Here is a 17,421-nt window from a genome sequence, read left to right as displayed (position 1 = left end):
TACTCGCGAAGTATCCGCTATTACAAGATCGACAGTGGGTAGTCGACGATCAGGCGGAACTCTTTGACGTCGCCTTCGGCCTGGTCGGCGTTGGCAGTGTGCCAGGCTTGACGAATACGGAACGACAGGTCCTTGGCTGGGCCGGTCTGAACAACGTATTTGGCCTCGAGGTTGGTCTCGTGGTGTTTGCCATCTTCGCCGTAACCGTAGAGACGGTATGGGCTGTCGGCGGCCATCTTGGTGCCGTCGATGTCCCAACCCTTCACGTAGCGGGTCATGAAGCTCAGGCCAGGCACGCCGTATTCGGCCATTTTCAGGTCGTAACGGACTTGTGCGGACTTCTCGTTCGGGCCGTTGAAGTCGGAGTACTGGATGGAGTTGGCGAGGAAGATCGAGTCGCCGCCACGGTTGGAACCGCGTTTGCTCGTGTCGTGGCCACCTACACCGATGTAGTCGAACGGAGTGTCGCCGTTGACCTTCTGGAAGCCTACGGTAACGGTGTGCGCTTTCAGGAACGAGAACGCAGCTGCCAGGGAGAACGTGGTGTTGCTGATGTCACCTGCCTTGGAGCTGCCGGTGTCGGTAGTACGGTAGATGTTACCGTCCAGGTTCAACGACTGGTCGCCGCCCATCGGGATGGTGTAGTTCAGGTTGGCGTAGTACTGGTTCCAGACGTCTTCCAGCTTGGAGCCGTAGAGCGACGCGCTCAGGTTATCGGTGATGCCGTATTTGCCACCGAAGTAGTCGATGCTGTTGGATGCCACGCCAGCGTAGTTAGCATACAAGTTGCCATTACGCGCGTTGGAGTCCTGGCTGGTACCCGAATAGAAGTGACCGCCTTCCAGATCAAGATTCTGGATCTCGCTGCTCTGCAGTTGGAAACCGCTGGCAGTTTGAGGAAGGATACGGGAACCGCCGACTGCGAACACCGGAGAGGTGCTTGGCTGCATGTCGCCAACTTTCAGCTCGGTTTTGGAGATGCGGAATTTGACCGCTGCGCCTGCTTTGCCTTGGCTCTTGTTGACGTCGCCATCGGCGTCGCGGCTCATGTTGCCGGTGCCGCCAGTGCCGTCGCCGCCATCCAGTTTGAGTGCCAGATAACCAAACGCATCAACGCCGACGCCTACAGTACCTTCGGTGTAACCGGAGCTGAAGTTGCCCCAGATACCTTGGGTCCAGTCTTTCTGGTCGTTGCCGCCATTCTTGTTATCACGGTTGAAGTAATAGTTACGCAGCAGGACGTCGAACTTGGCGCCTTCAACGAAACCTTTGGCTTCAGCCTGGTCACTTACGAAAGGTGCGGCCGTAGCCACTTGAGTACTGGCTGCTGCTGCAACTGCCAGTGCGATCATGCTCCACTTCATCACGCGCATCGTGATTTGCTCCTTTGGTTTTTAGAAGAGTACTGCCGTCCCACCTGTTTTATTATCTGGGCGGCTCTTTCTTTTTGTGTCGGCGCAAACTTATATCACGCTGACAATGTTGGCGATACTTACGTATCAGTCCTTTCAGCTTCTTTACGACCCTGTCGCAAAATGCTCGATCAATGTCGCAAATTCGCAGTCCGCATGTATCCGGACTGACAACTTTAGTGCTGTTTTTGAAGGCTTGAACCTGGATACAGAAAGAACTTTGGCCAAGCAATCAAATCTCCATGGGGCAGCCCTGCCACTATTGTTATTAGTCCCGGGAGAGGTCTTTTCCGGCGGCCTCCCTTGGGACAATATGGGTGTGAATGCAACAAGCGTGCACAAAACGCAAAGCCACCGAGTTTTTTTTGGTGCCAGCCTTCGGGGCTGTAAAAACCGCATAAAACAGCGGTTTTAAGGTCGTTTTGTTTGGCTTGACGTTTCCTGTCCTCCTGGTGTTGATCCCTGAAAAAAACACACGACTTTCCAAAACGTTACCGGTTCACCCTGGTGGGTGAGTAGATGGCGGATGGTCGACGCACTGAGCGTAGACGTGCTGTGCGGTTTTGGTGCAAAACTTTCTCGATGCTGTGCATTTTTCATTCGGTGTCGGGTGCTCAAGGGCATGAAGGAGATGGCTTCCATGGCGTTTTTCTCCTGGTTTTTCATGAGCGTCGTTCGACGGTGGTGCAATCCATCGGGAAATGATCCAGGCCAGGGCGCTTTGCCGTGGAGCGAGAGTGAATGTCGAGGCGGGATCCGTGCAGGGAGCGATGAACGGAAAAGCGTTCGCAGGTATGCTGCCGTTCTGTCGCTTGGCGGGCGGCCAATCAGGGCGTTCGCTAAGCTGAAACTTGATGAGCTGAGCGGGAGTGCGCGCGGTGTTCGCTTTAGATCCACGACTTCAACAAGACACCTTGCCTATCGGGGATTTCCCCCTGTGCCGGTTGCTGTTGTCCAACGATTCCAATTACCCGTGGTTCATCCTGGTACCGCGCAGGGAAGATATCAGCGAGTTGTTTCAGTTGGATGACGCGGACCAGCAGCAGCTGTGGCGAGAAACCACGGCCCTGGCGGAGTTGCTGAAAGACTCGTTCGATGCGGACAAGTTGAATGTGGCGACCCTGGGCAATGTGGTCAGCCAGTTGCACATGCACGTTATCGTTCGCAAACGCGACGATGCCGCCTGGCCTGCCCCGGTGTGGGGCAAGCTTGCCGCCAAGCCCTACAGCGTCGAACAGGTCGCGGCGATCCGTGAGCGCTTGCGGCTGGTCCTGACCGATGATTTCAAGTTTCTGGAGGGCTGAAGCATGAGCCTGGAAGAGCGGGTAACCGATCTGGAAAGCCGATTGGCTTTTCAGGACGACACCATTCAAGCCTTGAACGACGTATTGGTGGTGCAGCAACGGGTGGTCGAGCGTCTGCAACTGCAGATGGCTGCTTTGCTCAAGCGTCAGGAGGAAATGGTGGGGCAGTTCGAGTCATTCGAGGAAGAGGCCCCGCCGCCGCATTATTGAGTGCTGGGCAGCCTGTCGTTCAGGCAATAAAAAACCGCGAGCAGCCAGGCTGCGTCGCGGTTTTTTTCATGGGCGCGAATCAGCGGCGCGGCAGTGCCGCAATCACGTCTTCGGCCTGCAGGCCTTTGTCGCGATTCATGACGGAGAACTCCACGCGCTGGCCTTCCACCAGGACGCGATGGCCTTCGCCGCGGATGGCACGAAAATGCACGAAGATGTCATCGCCGGAGTCACGGGAGATGAAGCCAAACCCCTTCGAAGTGTTGAACCACTTGACGGTGCCGGTATCGCGATTGCTCATGTCGTAGGTTTGCGAGGTGTTGGTCGCGGGGGACGCTTTGTAGAAGCTGACGGCCAGGTGCAGAACAATGGCGATTGCCGCCGTCAGCAGGCTGAACAGCACAGCCGGTTGACCTGCGATAACCGGCATTGGCGCCAGCAGGGTCAGGGTTTGCAATACCACTGCCAGCACCAGAAGCGCGCTGACCAGGTTTTGCAGTTGGTGACGCGGGCCTTTGTTCCAGTAAGGGATAACCGGAGCCAGTGTCAGGTTGAGCAGGCCGAAAAAGGCCAGGTAAAGGGCATCGGGTTGTTGCAGGAAGGGAACGGCTTCAGATCGCAGGCTAGGGATAAAGGACAGCAGCAAGGCTACTGCGCCCGTTAGCAGGTGGACGATTTTCAACATTTTAATGAACTCACGTTAAGACGGATCACAAGGAAAAGCTGAGCGCACACGGTTCGCTTCTGAACAATGGGAGGCGGTGAGCACGTGGGCGGAGAACAGCCTATGCGCCGCGGCCGAGAAATAGGCAATAGCGACACGGGCTCTATTTAACAGCAAAGCCCAAGCCTTCTCAAATCAGGCGCCGTGGCCCGGCGCAGGGGAAAAGCCCGGATGCTCTCAGGGGGATATCGGACTATCGGGCAAAACCCTGTTCTAGAGAGTCGCGAGCGAAAAAAAGGCGGAACGCAGGCTTTTCAGGCGGGTCACAACGAGCGTGGGCTCTCTTGCAAATCGGGTTGGCTCGCTCGGGACAATCTGTCGCAGAGCATGGGGGAATCCTGGGCTGCGGGTGTGCGGCAGTCTTGTTAGAGTGGTTCGGTACCTGATCTGTTGAATTCAATGTGTTAACGGAGATAGACATGGCAATCGATATCGGTATCAGCGCAGAAGACCGCAAGTCCATCGTGGAAGGCCTCTCTCGCCTGCTTTCGGATACTTATGTGCTTTATCTGAAGACCCATAACTTTCACTGGAACGTCACAGGTCCGCAGTTCCGCACCCTGCACCTGATGTTCGAAGAGCAGTACAACGAGCTGGCACTGGCGGTCGACCTGATTGCCGAGCGTATCCGCGCCCTGGGGTTCCCGGCGCCGGGCGCCTATTCCATCTATGCGCGCCTGTCTTCGATCAAGGAAGAAGAAGGCGTGCCAAGTGCCGAGGAGATGATCAAGCAACTGGTGGCAGGGCAGGAGGCGGTGACCCGCACCGCGCGGGGCATTTTCCCGATCATCGACAAGGTCAGCGACGAACCCACGGCAGACTTGCTGACCCAGCGGATGCAGGTGCACGAGAAAACCGCATGGATGTTGCGTTCGTTGTTGAGCGAGCAATAAGTCCCAGGATGGCGCCATTATTGGCGCCATCTGCTTTTATGGGGTGCTCGATATTGGCAGTTCGTCGTTCGGGCCGGGTGCACGTGCATCTTGGCCGGCCAGTCGACGGCGTTTCGGCGGGGCATGCTTCATCGGTGCCGTCATACGGCTGCACAGGGCCGATTTAATGGATATAATCCCGCTCTTTGCTATATAACCCGGGCCTTGGTACGGGTTGAGCCAGACGTTAAGCACGCCGAGACGCCTTCATGCCCATGTACGACTACCAATGCGCTTCCTGTGGTCATCAGTTGGAAGCCATTCAAAAGATCAGCGCGCCGGCGTTGGTCGATTGCCCTGCCTGCCAGGCGCCCGAGCTGAAGAAAATGCTGTCCATGCCAGGTTTCCGCCTTAGCGGTTCCGGTTGGTATGAGACCGATTTCAAGACCGGCACCAAGAAGAATCTGGCTGGCGGCGACAAAGCTGACTAAGTTGAACGACACGCGTGAGCGCTTGCATTATCCGGTTCCCCAAGGTGCGCAAGTCCTCCATCGAATTTCGAATTACGAGAAGTGAAACCACTACCATGATGCGCAGCCATTATTGCGGCCAACTGAACGAAAGCCTGGAAGGTCAGGAAGTTACCCTTTGCGGATGGGTCCACCGTCGTCGCGACCATGGCGGGGTGATTTTCCTCGATATCCGTGATCGTGAAGGCTTGGCCCAGGTGGTGTTCGACCCGGATCGCGCTGAAACCTTCGCCGCCGCCGACCGTGTGCGCAGTGAGTATGTGGTCAAGATCACCGGTAAGGTGCGCCTGCGTCCGGCCGGTGCCGGCAACGCCAACATGGCTTCGGGCATGATCGAAGTGCTGGGCTACGAGCTGGAAGTGCTGAACGAAGCGGAAACCCCGCCGTTCCCGCTCAATGAATACTCCGACGTCGGCGAAGAAACCCGTCTGCGCTATCGCTTCATCGACCTGCGCCGCCCGGAAATGGCCGAGAAGCTGCGTCTGCGTTCGCGCATGACCACCAGCATCCGTCGTTACCTGGACGAGAACGGCTTCCTCGACGTCGAGACCCCGATCCTGACTCGCGCCACCCCTGAAGGCGCGCGTGACTATCTGGTGCCGAGCCGTACCCACGCTGGCAGTTTCTTTGCCCTGCCGCAGTCGCCTCAGTTGTTCAAGCAGCTGCTGATGGTGGCTGGCTTCGACCGCTACTACCAGATCGCCAAGTGCTTCCGCGACGAAGACCTGCGTGCCGACCGTCAGCCTGAGTTCACTCAGATCGACATCGAAACCAGCTTCCTCGATGAAAAAGACATCATGGGCCTGACCGAAGGCATGATCCGCAACCTGTTCAAGGAAGTGCTGGATCTGGAATTCGGCGAGTTCCCGCACATGACCTGGGACGAGGCCATGCGTCGTTACGGTTCCGACAAGCCGGACCTGCGCATTCCGCTGGAACTGGTGGACGTTGCCGACCAGCTCAAGGAAGTTGAATTCAAGGTGTTCAGCGGCCCGGCCAACGACCCGAAAAGCCGTGTGGCCGCCTTGCGCGTTCCTGGCGGCGCGAGCATGCCGCGCAGCAAGATCGACGACTACACCAAGTTCGTCGGCATCTACGGTGCCAAGGGTCTGGCGTACATCAAGGTCAACGAGCGTGCCAAGGGCGTTGAAGGCCTGCAGTCGCCGATCGTCAAGAACATCCCCGAGGCCAACCTGAACGTGATCCTCGATCGCGTGGGCGCGGTCGACGGCGACATCGTGTTCTTCGGCGCCGACAAGGCCAAGATCGTCAGCGAGGCCCTGGGCGCGCTGCGGATCAAGGTCGGCAACGACCTGGACCTGCTGACCTGCGACTGGGCTCCGCTGTGGGTCGTCGACTTCCCGATGTTCGAAGAGAACGAAGACGGCAGCTTCACCGCGTTGCACCACCCGTTCACCGCGCCGAAGTGCTCGCCGGAAGAACTGGAAGCCAACCCGGCGACCGCTTTGTCCCGTGCCTATGACATGGTGCTCAACGGCACCGAGCTGGGTGGCGGTTCGATTCGTATCCACCGCAAGGAGATGCAACAGGCGGTGTTCCGTCTGCTGGGCATCGACGAAGCGGAGCAGGAAGAGAAGTTCGGCTTCCTGCTCGACGCCCTGAAGTTCGGTGCGCCGCCGCACGGTGGCCTGGCTTTCGGCCTGGATCGCCTGGTCATGTTGATGACTGGCGCCCAGTCGATCCGTGAAGTGATAGCCTTCCCGAAAACCCAGAGCGCCGCGTGCGTGATGACCCAGGCGCCTGGCCTGGTCGACGCCAAGGCCCTGCGCGAGCTGCACATCCGTCTGCGCGAACAGCCAAAGGCTGAGTAAGGCCGACCTGAAGGCGCATCTTCGGATGCGCCTTTTTCTATTGGGTCGAAGTATTTTGTTGCCCGCCCGCCTTTACGGCGGCGCGGGCAATGTTTCAAAGAGAATCTGGAGCGAGTTATGGCAGGTCATTCCAAGTGGGCGAACATCAAGCACCGCAAAGAGCGTCAGGATGCCAAGAGAGGCAAGATTTTCACCAAGTGGATCCGTGAGCTGACGGTCGCCGCGCGCCAGGGCGGCGGGGAGGCGGGCTCCAACCCGCGTCTGCGTCTGGCCCTGGACAAGGCCTTGGGCGCCAACATGAGCCGCGACATCATCGATCGCGCCATTGCCCGCGGTACTGGCGCGGCTGGCAGCGACGACGTGGTCGAGCTGACTTACGAAGGCTACGGCCCGAACGGCGTGGCGGTGATGGTCGAATGCATGACCGACAACCGCAACCGTACCGCGGCTGCCGTGCGTCACGCCTTCAGCAAGTGCGGCGGCAACCTGGGGACCGATGGCTCGGTGGCCTATCTGTTCGAGCGCAAGGGGCAGATTTCCTTCGAGTCGGGCGTCGACGAGGACGCACTGATGGAAGCTGCCATGGAGGCCGATGCAGACGACGTGGTCACTAACGAAGATGGTTCCATCGATGTGTTCACCTCGTTCGCCGGTTTCTATGCCGTGCGCAACGCCCTGGAGGCGGCCGGTTTCAAGGCGGCGGACGCGGAAATCGTCATGCTGCCGACCACCAGCGCCGAGCTGGACCTGGAGGGCGCCGAGAAGGTCCTCAAGCTGATCGACATGCTCGAGGACCTGGACGACGTGCAGAATGTCTACTCCAACGCGGATATTCCCGAGTCGGTTGCCGAGCAGCTTGGCTGATACCGCGATAAAAGATCGCATCTTTCGACGTTTCCCAGGATTACGCTGTACCTGTAGGGGAGCTGTCGAAGGCTGCGATTTTTTGTTTCTTCGACTTATCCCAGGGTTACCTTAGGCAACCGAATTTTTCTTTGCAGGCGTTATGACTCTTATTCTTGGTATCGACCCGGGGTCGCGCATCACCGGTTATGGCGTGGTACGGGATACCGGGCGCGGCTGTGTGTACGTGGCGTCGGGTTGTATTCGCACGGGCGCCGGCGAGCTGCATGAGCGGCTGCAAATCGTTTATCGCGGGGTGCGCGAGGTCATTCAGACCTACGGGCCGGTGACCATGGGCATTGAAAAGGTGTTCATGGCGCGCAATGCCGATTCGGCCTTGAAACTGGGCCAGGCCCGTGGCGCGGCGATCGTCGCCGGGGCCGAGGAAAGCCTGGAAATCGCCGAGTACACGGCCACGCAGGTCAAACAGGCGGTGGCGGGTACCGGTGGGGCCAACAAGGAACAGGTGCAAATGATGGTCATGCATTTGCTCAAGTTGACCAGCAAGCCGCAGATCGATGCCTCCGATGCCCTGGCGATTGCCATCTGTCATGCCCATACACGCTCCAGCCTGGTGCCCCATGGCCTGGGGACCGCACGCAGTCGTGGCGGCCGGCTGCGTCTCTGATAGCATCTGCGCAAACATTTGATGAGTGGAGTGCCCCGCGCCTGTCTGCCCGGCCCGGAACTTCCCTTTTTGTGACTCGCCGGCCGCCGATCCGGCCTGAGCTAAGGATCTGAAACGTGATTGGACGCTTGCGCGGCACCTTGGCTGAAAAACAGCCGCCGCACCTGATTCTCGATGTGAATGGCCTGGGCTATGAAGTGGAGGTCCCCATGACCACCCTGTATCGCCTGCCGTCGGTCGGTGAACCGCTTACCCTGCACACCCATTTGGTCGTGCGTGAAGATGCCCAGTTACTCTATGGTTTTGCCAGCAAGCGCGAGCGGGATTTTTTCCGCGAACTGATTCGTCTCAATGGCGTGGGGCCCAAGCTGGCGCTGGCGTTGATGTCCAGCCTGGAAGTCGACGAGCTGGTGCGTTGCGTGCAGGCGCAGGACACCTCGGCGCTGACCAAGGTGCCGGGGGTCGGCAAGAAGACCGCGGAGCGACTGTTGGTCGAACTCAAGGACCGCTTCAAGGCCTGGGAAACCGTGCCGAGTATGTTTGCCCTGGTGCCGAACCAGCCGGATGCGCCGATGCCGGTAGCCAGTGCCGAGACCGATGCGGTCAGCGCCCTGATTTCCCTGGGTTACAAACCGCAGGAAGCCAGCAAGGCCGTCTCCGCTATCAAGGAAAAAGGCTTGAGCAGTGAAGATATGATCCGCCGCGCCCTGAAGGGAATGATTTAAGTGATAGAAGCAGATCGTCTGATCGCCGCCACGGGGCCCCGTGAGCGCGAGGAAGTTCAGGACCGGGCGATTCGCCCCGTCAGCCTGGCCGAGTACATCGGCCAGCCGACGGTGCGCGAGCAAATGGAGCTGTTCATCCAGGCTGCGCGCGGGCGCAACGAGTCGCTGGACCATACCTTGATCTTCGGGCCGCCAGGCCTGGGCAAGACCACCCTGGCCAACATCATCGCCCAGGAAATGGGGGTCTCGATCAAGAGCACCTCGGGGCCGGTGCTGGAGCGTCCGGGGGACCTGGCGGCGCTGCTGACCAACCTCGAACCGCACGACGTGCTGTTCATCGATGAAATCCATCGCTTGTCGCCGATTGTCGAGGAAGTGCTGTATCCAGCCATGGAAGACTTCCAGCTGGACATCATGATCGGTGAAGGGCCGGCAGCCCGTTCGATCAAGCTCGACCTGCCGCCGTTCACCCTGGTAGGGGCGACGACCCGCGCCGGCATGCTGACCAACCCGCTGCGTGATCGTTTCGGCATCGTCCAGCGCCTGGAGTTCTACAGCACGGCGGACCTGGCGACCATCGTCGGTCGTTCCGCCGGTATCCTCGGCTTGCCGCTGGACCCTGAGGGTGCTTTTGAGGTGGCCCGGCGCGCCCGCGGCACACCGCGTATCGCCAATCGCTTGTTGCGTCGGGTGCGGGACTTTGCCGAAGTTCGCGCCAAGGGGCACATCACCAAGCCCATCGCCGATCTGGCACTGAACCTGCTGGATGTCGACGAGCGTGGTTTCGATCACCAGGACCGACGGCTGCTGCTGACCATGATCGAGAAGTTCGATGGCGGGCCGGTGGGGGTCGACAGCCTGGCGGCTGCCATTAGCGAGGAACGGCACACCATCGAGGATGTGCTCGAGCCCTATCTGATCCAGCAAGGCTATATCATGCGTACGCCGCGGGGACGTGTAGTGACCCGGCACGCCTATTTGCATTTCGGTCTAAACATCCCGTCACGATTGGGGGAGATGCCTGTGGTAGACGAATTCCTCGATGCCGTGGACGATTAATAACTCGGTCGGCAGCGATTTATTCGCAGGTTGTGCTGTCCTAGGGGGCTGGCATCGCCATTATTTCGCCAGGGTGGCCTTCGAGAATGAAAAACAGTTGCTTGGCCGGATTGGCAACCTGAGGAGTAAGCACTAGAGTATGCGCGCGCAAAACGGGCTTGAGCCGTTCGCACATCGTTGTCGCGTTTATTACGAAGACACCGATGCCGGCGGCATCGTGTATTACGTTAATTACCTTAAGTTTATGGAGCGGGCTCGAACCGAGCGGCTACGACACCTGGGCTTTGCCCAATCGCAGCTGGCAGGGGAGAACCTGTTGTTCGTCGTGCATTCCAGCGAAGCGCGCTATCACGCGCCGGCGCGACTGGACGACGAGCTTCTGGTAAGTGCAGAAGTCATCGAATTGAATCGGGCCAGCCTGCGCTTCAAACAGCAGGTCAGGCGGGCCGCGGATAATGCACTGCTCTGTGAAGGGCAGTTTCTGGTGGCCTGTGTGCGCACCGACAATTTGAAACCCCGGGCCATTCCCGAAGCTCTACGCGCGGCCTTTGCCGACGTGAGCGGCGCGGGTACACACTCAGAGCAGGAGATAAAGCGTGGAAGCTAACGTCGTCGACCATTCCTCCATGTGGAGCTTGGTCAGCAATGCCAGCGTCGTTGTGCAGTTGGTAATGCTGACCCTGGTAGCCGCATCGGTGACCTCATGGATCATGATCTTTCAGCGCAGCAATCTGCTGCGTGCCGGTCGACGCGCCCTGGAGAGCTTCGAAGAGCGCTTCTGGTCGGGTATCGACCTGTCCAAGCTGTACCGCCAGGCGGGCAGCAACCCGGATCCGGATTCGGGCGTGGAGCAGATCTTCCGCGCCGGTTTCAAAGAGTTCTCGCGCCTGCGCCAGCAGTCGGGCGTTGATCCTGAAGCGGTCATGGAAGGTGTCGCGCGGGCCATGCGTGTCGCCATCTCGCGTGAGGAAGAGAAGCTCGAGCAGAGCCTACCGTTCCTCGCTACTGTTGGTTCGGTCAGCCCGTATATCGGTCTGTTCGGTACCGTCTGGGGGATCATGAACTCCTTCCGCGGCTTGGCCAGCGCCCAGCAGGCAACCCTGGCGACCGTAGCTCCAGGCATCGCCGAAGCCCTGATCGCCACCGCGATCGGCCTGTTCGCGGCAATCCCGGCCGTTATCGCCTACAACCGCTTTGCGGCCCGCGGCGAGACACTGATCAGCCGTTACTACACCTTCGCCGACGAGTTCCAGGCGATCCTGCACCGTAAAGTGCACACCAGCGAAGAGTGAGCAGGTAAATCCCCATGGCCCGAGTTCGCCACAAACGCAAGCCGGTTGCCGAGATGAACGTGGTGCCCTACATCGACGTGATGTTGGTACTGCTGGTTATCTTCATGGTGACCGCGCCGATGCTCAATCAGGGCGTGAAAGTCGATCTGCCCAAGGTTTCCAGCGAAGCCTTGCCGCAGGACAACAACACCCAGGTCCTGACCATTTCGATCAAGGCTGACAAGACCTACTACTGGAACCTTGGCAGTGAAGTCGACACCGACAAGCAGATGGACAAGGCCATGACCTTGCCGCAGATGACCGACGCGGTGACCAAGATCATTCGTGCCGGCAACGAAGGCGGCAAGCATACCCAAGTGTTCATTCGCGGCGACAAGTCTGTTGACTACGGTGCCGTCATGGGCGCCATGGGCGGGCTGCAGAAGGCCGGCGTTGGTAACGTTGGCCTGATTACCGAGGCGCCCTGATGCAGCAACAGCGAGAGCCGTCCGCCTCGGAAAGCTACTTCTGGCCTAGCGTGTGGGCAATTGCCCTGCACATTCTGGTGTTCGGCATGCTGTTCGTCAGTTTTGCCATGACGCCGGAGTTGCCGCCGTCCAAGCCGATCGTCCAGGCGACCCTGTATCAGCTGAAATCGAAAAGTCAGGCGACCACCCAGACCAATCAGAAGATTGCGGGTGAGGCGAAGAAATCCGCCGCGCGTCAGACCGAAGTCGAGCAGATGGAGCAGAAAAAGGTCGAGCAGGAAGCTGTGAAGGCTGCGGAACAAAAGAAAGAAGAGGCTGCTCAAAAAGCCGAGGAAGCGAAAAAGGCCGACGAAGCCAAGAAAGCGGATGAGGCGAAGAAGGCTGATGAAGCCAAGAAAGCCGACGATGCGAAGAAGGCTGCGGAGGCGAAAAAGGCTGAAGAGAAACAATTGGCTGATATAGCCAAGAAGAAAGCCGAAGAAGAAGCCAAGAAAGCCGCCGAAGAAGAGGCCAAGAAAAAGGCCGCTGAAGAGGCGAAGAAAAAGGTAGTCGAAGACGCGAAGAAGAAAGCCGCGGAAGACGCCAAGAAGAAAGCTGAAGCAGACGAGGCGAAGAAGAAGGTCGCCGAGGACGCGAAGAAGAAAGCCGCCGCCGATGCAGCCAAGAAAAAGGCTCAGGAAGCAGCGCGTAAATCGGCCGAAGAGAAAAAGGCTCAGGCCCTGGCTGATTTGCTTTCCGACACGCCGCAGCGTCAGCAGGCCTTGGCGGACGAGCAGGGCGATGAAGTCGCGGGCAGTTTCGACGATCTGATTCGCGCTCGTGCGGCGGAAGGCTGGGCTCGTCCTCCTTCGGCACGCAACAACATGACTGTCGTGCTGCAAATCGGCATGTTGCCTGACGGTACGGTGACTTCCGTATCGGTGGCCAAGTCCAGCGGCGACGGTCCGTTCGATGCCTCGGCGGTAGCTGCGGTCAAGAACATTGGACGTTTGACAGAAATGCAGGGAATGAAGCCGAGCGATTTCGCTCCGTATCGTTCGTTCAAGATGACATTCACACCTGAGGATCTAGCCTTGTGAGAAACCTTCTTCGAGGATTGCTGGTCGTTATCTGCTGTATGGCAGGGATAGCGACAGCGGATGAAAAGAACATTCTGGTCACTAGCGGCAGTGATCGGGCCACGCCAATCGCGGTAGTGCCATTCGGTTGGCAAGGGGGCAGCGTGCTGCCCGACGACATGGCGGAAATCATCGGCAACGACCTGCGCAACTCGGGTTACTACTCGCCGATTCCAAAGCAGAACATGATCAGCCTGCCGACCCAGGCCAGCGAAGTCATCTACCGTGACTGGAAAGCCCTGGGCGCCCAGTACATCATGGTCGGCAGCATTGTCCCGGCGGGCGGCCGCCTGCAGGTGCAATACGCCCTGTTCAACGTCGCGACCGAGCAGCAAGTGCTGACCGGCAGCGTCTCGGGCAGCGTCGATCAACTGCGCGACATGGCTCACTACATCTCCGACCAGTCGTTCGAGAAGCTCACCGGTATCAAGGGCGCGTTCTCCACTCGTATGTTGTACGTCACGGCCGAGCGTTTCTCCGAGAAGAACACGCGCTATACCCTGCAACGCTCCGACTACGACGGCGCGCGTGCGGTGACGCTGCTGCAATCCCGTGAGCCGATCCTGTCGCCGCGCTTCGCGCCGGACGGCAAGCGCATCGCCTATGTCTCGTTCGAGCAGAAGCGTCCACGGATCTTCGTCCAGCACATCGACACGGGCCGTCGCGAGCAGATCACCAACTTCGAAGGCCTGAACGGTGCGCCTGCCTGGTCGCCGGACGGTCAGCGCCTGGCGTTCGTGCTGTCCAAGGACGGCAACCCGGACATCTATGTGATGAACCTGGGCTCGCGCCAGATCAGCCGTGTGACCGCAGGTCCTGGCATCAATACCGAGCCGTTCTGGGGCAAGGATGGTTCGACCATCTACTTCACCTCGGACCGTGGCGGCAAGCCGCAGATCTACAAGACCAGCGCTGGCGGCGGCGGTGCGGAACGGGTGACGTTCGTGGGTAACTACAACGCCAACCCGAAACTTTCCGCGGACGAAAAGACCCTGGTGATGATTCACCGCCAGGACGGTTTCACCAACTTCAAGGTGGCCGCTCAGGACTTGCAGCGCGGTAACGTAAAAATCCTTACCGACAGCACACTTGATGAGTCGCCTACTGTTGCGCCCAACGGCACCATGGTAATCTACGCCACCCGCCAGCAGGGCCGGGGAGTCTTGATGCTCGTGTCCATTAATGGGCGCGTGAGGCTCCCGCTTCCTACCGCTCAAGGCGAAGTCAGAGAACCGTCCTGGTCCCCTTACCTGAACTGACGCGGCGCTTTACGTTTTACTTAACACACTGGGGTTCATTAGGAGTTTCACGATGGAAATGCTGAAGTTTGGTAAGTTTGCTGCGCTGGCTCTGGCCATGGCTGTAGCTGTAGGTTGCTCCTCCAAAGGCGGCGACAACGCTGGTGAAGGCGCTGTTGATCCAAACGCTGGTTACGGCGCTAACACCGGTGCAGTTGACGGCTCCCTGAGCGAAGAAGCTGCTCTGCGCGCAATCACCACCTTCTACTTCGAATACGACAGCTCGGACCTGAAGCCAGAAGCCATGCGCGCTCTGGACGTTCACGCCAAAGACCTGAAAGCAAACGGCGCTCGCGTTGTTCTGGAAGGCAACACCGACGAACGTGGTACTCGTGAGTACAACATGGCACTGGGCGAGCGTCGTGCGAAAGCCGTTCAACGCTACCTGGTTCTGCAAGGTGTTTCCCCAGCTCAGCTGGAACTGGTTTCCTACGGCGAAGAGCGTCCAGTTGCTACCGGCAACGACGAGCAGTCCTGGGCTCAAAACCGTCGCGTCGAACTGCGTAAGTAATTCGTCATGCGAACGTGCCGTCGTGCTCTAACTGTCTTGGCTCTCAGCCTCGCGCCGCTTTCGGTGTGGGCTGCGGTTCCTGTGGTCGATAGCAACTCAGGCTATAGCAATAGCGGGAGCAGTTATCCGCCAGCGGGTTATGGCACGAACGGCGCCTATGCCGGGGGAGGGGTTTCGACCCCTGTCTCGGCACAGGGCGAGCTGTTCCAGCAACTGCAGCAAATGCAGGAGCAGATCGCGCGCCAGCAAGGCGTGATCGAAGTCTTGCAAAACGATGTTGCGCGCATGAAGCAGGAAAGCCTGGAGCGTTACCAGGATCTTGATCGGCGCATTGGAGCGGGCGGCGCATCTGCCGCGACTCCTGATAATTCTTCTGCCGGTGGCGATGCAAGTGCCGCCGGTGCAGCTGCCGGAGCTGCCTCGCAAGCTCCAGCGGCAAGCAGCGAACCGGGCGATCCGGCGAAGGAAAAGCTCTATTACGATGCCGCCTTCGACCTGATCAAGGCCAAGGACTTCGACAAGGCCAGCCAGGCTTTCGCCGCGTTCCTGCGTAAATATCCAAACAGCCAGTACGCGGGTAATGCCCAGTACTGGTTGGGCGAAGTGAATCTGGCCAAAGGCGACCTGCAAGGTGCCGGCCAGGCATTTGCCAAGGTCTCGCAGCTGTATCCGAAGCACGCCAAAGTGCCGGATTCGCTGTACAAGCTGGCTGACGTAGAACGTCGCCTGGGGCATGCCGACAAGGTCAAAGGCATTCTGCAGCAGGTGGTGGCCCAATACCCGGGTACTTCCGCCGCCCAGCTGGCTCAGCGTGATCTGCAACGCATGTGATCGTCGTTTGAGCCGTTTTGAAGAAACCCGCGCTTGCCGCGGGTTTTTTCGTTAGAATCCATGCCCTTTTTATGAAACACGCTTCCTGGAATTGACGCTTTGCGGGATTCCTCGAGGTGCCTGACGGAGGCGGACAGCCTGTTTAGCTGTTACGCCCGTGGCGACTATGCAAGACACATTGAGAATTACCGAAGTTTTCTACTCGTTGCAGGGTGAAACTCGGACTGCCGGCCTGCCCACGGTATTTGTGCGCCTGACCGGTTGTCCGCTGCGTTGCCAATACTGCGACAGCGCCTACGCATTCAGCGGCGGCAGCATCCGGACCCTCGAGAGCATTCTCGAACAGGTCGCCGGCTTCCGTCCGCGTTATGTTTGCGTGACCGGGGGCGAGCCTCTGGCACAACCCAATGCCATTCCCTTGCTCAAGCAGCTGTGTGATGCCGGTTACGAGGTTTCCCTGGAAACCAGTGGGGCACTGGATATCTCGACGGTCGATCCGCGCGTAAGCCGAGTGCTCGATCTGAAGACCCCCGGGTCGGAAGAGGTCCAGCGCAACCGTTACGAAAACATCGAACTGCTGACATCGAACGATCAGGTCAAGTTTGTCATCTGTTCCCGCGAGGACTACGACTGGGCGGTCTCCAAGCTGATCCAGTACGGTCTGGAGCGACGGGCAGGCGAGGTGCTGTTTTCGCCGAGCCATCACGATTTGAATGCGCGCGACCTGGCCGACTGGGTCGTTGCGGACAACCTGCCGGTGCGCCTGCAATTGCAGCTGCATAAATATCTTTGGAATGACGAGCCGGGGCGCTGATATGACTGAACAAGCACAGAACCAAGTGTGTACTGAAAAACGTGCGGTAATTCTGCTGTCCGGCGGCCTGGATTCGGCCACTGTGGTCGCCATGGCGCATGCCGAAGGCTACCGCTGCTACACCATGAGTTTCGACTATGGCCAGCGCCATCGCGCCGAGTTGCAGGCGGCTGAGCGCGTTGCCCGTGACTTGGGCGTGGTCGAGCACAAGGTGATCGGCCTCAACCTCAACGGCATTGGCGGCTCCGCCCTGACCGATAGTTCCATCGCGGTGCCTGAGGCCCCAAGCGAAGGGATTCCCGTCACTTACGTGCCGGCGCGTAACACCGTATTTCTTTCCCTGGCGTTGGGCTGGGCGGAAGTGCTGGGTGCGCGGGACATTTTTATCGGCGTCAATGCCGTGGACTATTCGGGGTACCCGGATTGCCGCCAGGAGTTCGTCGAAGCCTTCGAGCGCATGGCCAACCTGGCGACCAAGGCCGGAGTAGAGGGGCAGGGGTTCCGTATCCAGGCGCCGCTGCAGAACCTGAGCAAGGCCGATATCGTCAAGGCGGGCGTCAAGCTTGGGGTCGATTACAGCCTGACCGTGTCCTGCTACCAGGCCGATGATAAGGGCCGTGCCTGTGGCAAGTGCGATAGCTGCCGCCTGCGTGCAGAGGGTTTTGCCGCGGCCGGTGTCAGCGATCCAACACCTTATTTTTGATTTTTTTCATCTAGGGTGTTGAATTCCTTTTAGAAATCAGTATTATACGCGCCACCACACAGCGGGTCGTTAGCTCAGTTGGTAGAGCAGTTGGCTTTTAACCAATTGGTCGTAGGTTCGAATCCCACACGACCCACCATATTTGGCGGTTTAGAAAATCCGGAAGGCCCACGAAAGTGAGGATTTCC

General features: G+C 59.0%; 20 protein-coding genes and 1 tRNA gene. 19 read left to right on the top strand and 2 right to left on the bottom strand.

What is annotated here, in order from left to right; translation table 11 throughout:
* Nucleotides 1-20: 20 nt before the first annotated feature.
* Nucleotides 21-1,373, bottom strand: coding sequence for an OprD family porin (locus BTN82_RS22735; RefSeq protein WP_075121324.1), 1,353 nt, complete (start codon nucleotides 1,371-1,373; stop codon nucleotides 21-23).
* A 917-nt stretch (nucleotides 1,374-2,290) separates the two neighbouring features.
* Between BTN82_RS22735 and BTN82_RS22730 the strand changes: the two genes are divergently transcribed.
* Both BTN82_RS22730 and BTN82_RS22725 read left to right on the top strand, forming a co-directional pair.
* Entirely contained in the window at nucleotides 2,291-2,716 is a 426-nt protein-coding gene (locus tag BTN82_RS22730; protein ID WP_075121383.1) for an HIT family protein, read from the top strand.
* Nucleotides 2,717-2,719: 3 nt separating this feature from the next.
* Nucleotides 2,720-2,926 (top strand): SlyX family protein, encoded by a 207-nt coding sequence (locus tag BTN82_RS22725; protein ID WP_075121323.1) that lies wholly within the window; start codon nucleotides 2,720-2,722, stop codon nucleotides 2,924-2,926.
* Between the two features lie 79 nt (nucleotides 2,927-3,005).
* Here BTN82_RS22725 and BTN82_RS31720 read toward each other — a convergent pair whose 3' ends face one another.
* Entirely contained in the window at nucleotides 3,006-3,611 is a 606-nt protein-coding gene (locus BTN82_RS31720) for a cold-shock protein (RefSeq protein WP_075121322.1), read from the bottom strand.
* A 458-nt stretch (nucleotides 3,612-4,069) separates the two neighbouring features.
* On the opposite strand from BTN82_RS31720, the gene BTN82_RS22715 reads away from it, so the two are divergent.
* The 17 genes from BTN82_RS22715 (at nucleotide 4,070) to BTN82_RS22635 (ending at nucleotide 17,372) form a co-directional block, all read left to right on the top strand.
* Complete coding sequence (locus BTN82_RS22715; protein ID WP_075121321.1) at nucleotides 4,070-4,543, top strand: Dps family protein; 474 nt, start codon at nucleotides 4,070-4,072, stop codon at nucleotides 4,541-4,543.
* Nucleotides 4,544-4,791: 248 nt separating this feature from the next.
* Nucleotides 4,792-5,013, top strand: coding sequence for an FmdB family zinc ribbon protein (locus BTN82_RS22710; protein WP_075121320.1), 222 nt, complete (start codon nucleotides 4,792-4,794; stop codon nucleotides 5,011-5,013).
* A gap of 95 nt (nucleotides 5,014-5,108) precedes the next feature.
* Nucleotides 5,109-6,884: an aspartate--tRNA ligase gene (aspS, locus tag BTN82_RS22705; protein ID WP_075121319.1), complete on the top strand. Its 1,776-nt coding sequence runs from the start codon at nucleotides 5,109-5,111 to the stop codon at nucleotides 6,882-6,884.
* A 117-nt stretch (nucleotides 6,885-7,001) separates the two neighbouring features.
* Nucleotides 7,002-7,748 carry a YebC/PmpR family DNA-binding transcriptional regulator gene (locus BTN82_RS22700; RefSeq protein WP_075121318.1) on the top strand — a complete coding sequence of 249 codons (747 nt, stop codon included), beginning with the start codon at nucleotides 7,002-7,004 and terminating at the stop codon, nucleotides 7,746-7,748.
* Between the two features lie 142 nt (nucleotides 7,749-7,890).
* A complete protein-coding gene (gene ruvC, locus BTN82_RS22695) occupies nucleotides 7,891-8,415 on the top strand; it encodes a crossover junction endodeoxyribonuclease RuvC (RefSeq protein WP_075121317.1) in 525 nt (174 codons plus the stop codon).
* A 116-nt stretch (nucleotides 8,416-8,531) separates the two neighbouring features.
* Nucleotides 8,532-9,140: a Holliday junction branch migration protein RuvA gene (ruvA, locus tag BTN82_RS22690; RefSeq protein WP_009050469.1), complete on the top strand. Its 609-nt coding sequence runs from the start codon at nucleotides 8,532-8,534 to the stop codon at nucleotides 9,138-9,140.
* A complete protein-coding gene (ruvB, locus tag BTN82_RS22685) occupies nucleotides 9,141-10,199 on the top strand; it encodes a Holliday junction branch migration DNA helicase RuvB (protein WP_075121316.1) in 1,059 nt (352 codons plus the stop codon). It begins immediately after the preceding gene.
* A 139-nt stretch (nucleotides 10,200-10,338) separates the two neighbouring features.
* Entirely contained in the window at nucleotides 10,339-10,806 is a 468-nt protein-coding gene (gene ybgC / locus BTN82_RS22680) for a tol-pal system-associated acyl-CoA thioesterase (protein ID WP_075121315.1), read from the top strand.
* Nucleotides 10,796-11,491 carry a protein TolQ gene (gene tolQ / locus BTN82_RS22675; protein WP_075121314.1) on the top strand — a complete coding sequence of 232 codons (696 nt, stop codon included), beginning with the start codon at nucleotides 10,796-10,798 and terminating at the stop codon, nucleotides 11,489-11,491. The genes ybgC and tolQ overlap by 11 nt, the downstream gene beginning before the upstream one ends.
* 14 nt (nucleotides 11,492-11,505) lie before the next feature.
* Entirely contained in the window at nucleotides 11,506-11,958 is a 453-nt protein-coding gene (gene tolR / locus BTN82_RS22670; protein ID WP_007931110.1) for a protein TolR, read from the top strand.
* On the top strand, nucleotides 11,958-13,037 hold the full coding sequence (gene tolA / locus BTN82_RS22665; RefSeq protein WP_075121313.1) for a cell envelope integrity protein TolA: 1,080 nt from the start codon (nucleotides 11,958-11,960) through the stop codon (nucleotides 13,035-13,037). The genes tolR and tolA overlap by 1 nt, the downstream gene beginning before the upstream one ends.
* Nucleotides 13,038-13,075: 38 nt before the next feature.
* Nucleotides 13,076-14,335: a Tol-Pal system beta propeller repeat protein TolB gene (gene tolB, locus BTN82_RS22660; RefSeq protein ID WP_007931107.1), complete on the top strand. Its 1,260-nt coding sequence runs from the start codon at nucleotides 13,076-13,078 to the stop codon at nucleotides 14,333-14,335.
* A gap of 52 nt (nucleotides 14,336-14,387) precedes the next feature.
* Nucleotides 14,388-14,885 carry a peptidoglycan-associated lipoprotein Pal gene (gene pal / locus BTN82_RS22655; protein ID WP_003178634.1) on the top strand — a complete coding sequence of 166 codons (498 nt, stop codon included), beginning with the start codon at nucleotides 14,388-14,390 and terminating at the stop codon, nucleotides 14,883-14,885.
* Between the two features lie 6 nt (nucleotides 14,886-14,891).
* Nucleotides 14,892-15,716, top strand: a complete 825-nt coding sequence (gene ybgF, locus BTN82_RS22650; RefSeq protein WP_075121312.1) for a tol-pal system protein YbgF — start codon at nucleotides 14,892-14,894, stop codon at nucleotides 15,714-15,716.
* A 166-nt stretch (nucleotides 15,717-15,882) separates the two neighbouring features.
* Nucleotides 15,883-16,530: a 7-carboxy-7-deazaguanine synthase QueE gene (queE, locus tag BTN82_RS22645; RefSeq protein WP_075121311.1), complete on the top strand. Its 648-nt coding sequence runs from the start codon at nucleotides 15,883-15,885 to the stop codon at nucleotides 16,528-16,530.
* Nucleotide 16,531: 1 nt separating this feature from the next.
* Nucleotides 16,532-17,233, top strand: a complete 702-nt coding sequence (gene queC / locus BTN82_RS22640; protein WP_075121310.1) for a 7-cyano-7-deazaguanine synthase QueC — start codon at nucleotides 16,532-16,534, stop codon at nucleotides 17,231-17,233.
* Nucleotides 17,234-17,296: 63 nt separating this feature from the next.
* Nucleotides 17,297-17,372 (top strand) — tRNA-Lys (locus tag BTN82_RS22635).
* Nucleotides 17,373-17,421: the final 49 nt, after the last annotated feature.

Origin of the sequence: Pseudomonas chlororaphis (assembly GCF_001921865.1) — a bacterium.
In the GTDB taxonomy this organism is placed as follows: Bacteria; Pseudomonadota; Gammaproteobacteria; order Pseudomonadales; family Pseudomonadaceae; genus Aquipseudomonas; species Aquipseudomonas chlororaphis_D.
The sequence above is the reverse complement of the archived record's forward strand: the minus strand, read 5'-3'. Positions and strand labels throughout refer to the sequence as shown.